The 1200-nt window shown below is 60.4% G+C and carries 1 protein-coding gene and 1 pseudogene; both read left to right on the top strand.

What is annotated here, in order from left to right; translation table 11 throughout:
- Positions 1 to 874, top strand: an 874-nt coding sequence (locus ABT116_RS48160) for an ABC transporter permease (protein WP_351647830.1), incomplete at its 5' end; no start/stop codon positions are given.
- Positions 871 to 1200: pseudogene (locus ABT116_RS48155) on the top strand (ABC transporter); the annotation flags it as partial. The gene ABT116_RS48160 and the pseudogene ABT116_RS48155, both read left to right, overlap by 4 nt.

Genomic DNA, 1200 nt, shown 5'->3' with positions numbered 1-1200 from the left:
GTCATGGTGCGCCTTACCTCACTGGCTCGATGCTTCAGTACGTGAAACAACCATGCTCCTGAAAATTTCAGGTTGTCAAATAACCGGGTACCCTCTGCTCGATCCGCTTCCTCTGCAATACGTTCACTTCGTGACCGATCTGGTCAGCGGCAACATGGGTGACAGTCTGATTTCCGGTACCCCGGTGTTGGATTCGATCTCCACCGCTCTGCCACTGACCATTCAGCTCACGGTTCTCGGACTGGTGATCGCCATCGTGCTCTCGCTGATCTTCGGTGTCACCAGCGCACTGTTCCGCGATCGTTGGCCGGATCAGGTCATCCGAGTGATCTCCCTCGGTGGTGTGGCAGCACCGTCATTCTGGTTGGCACTGCTGATGATTCAGTACCTTGCTGTCCAACTCGGATGGTTCCCTACCGGTGGCTACGTCAATCCGAGCGACTCCGTCAGCGACTGGCTCTGGTACATGGCGCTCCCTGCGCTGTCTCTGTCACTGCCCGTCGCGGCGCAACTGACGCGAATCATCCGCACGTCCATGGTCGAGGAGCTGGACAAGGACTACGTCCGTACCGCAATCGGCAGCGGCCTGCCCTATCACGTGGTGATCGGACGGAATGTGTTGCGTAACGCGCTGATCAACCCGCTCACCGTTCTGGGCCTGCGTGTCGGTTACCTCCTCGGCGGCGCCGTGGTCATCGAGCAGATCTTCGGTCTTCCCGGAATGGGTCAGCTCATGATCAACGGCGTCACCAACGGTGATCCCGCAGTCGTTCAGGGAGTTGTCATCGTCATCGCGGTCGGCTTCGTCGTCGTCAACCTCGCCGTCGACATCCTCTACCTGCTCGTCAATCCACGACTTCGGAGCGCAGCATGATGAGAAGAAAACTCACCGAGAAGCTTTCGCGACCCGGTATCACCTTTTCTCGCTTCCCCCTCTCGGCCTGGCTGTCGATGGCGGTTCTCGCGATCATCGTGCTCGCCTGCCTCTTCGCGCCGCTGATCACGCAGTACACCCCACTCGAACAGGCGGTCGGTACCGCGGGCCCCAGCGCCGAGCACTGGTTCGGTCAGGACAGTCTCGGCCGAGATCTGTTCAGCCGCTTGCTCTACGGCGGACGCTGGTCGCTGACCATCGGTCTCGGCTCCACCTTCCTCGCACTGTGCGCCGGCGCTCTCATCGGATCGGTGGCCGCAACGAGC

This window comes from Streptomyces sp. NPDC002130 (genome assembly GCF_040296465.1).
Taxonomy (GTDB): Bacteria; Actinomycetota; Actinomycetes; order Streptomycetales; family Streptomycetaceae; genus Streptomyces.
Note: the sequence above shows the minus strand (reverse complement) of the source record. Positions and strands in the feature narration are given on the sequence as shown.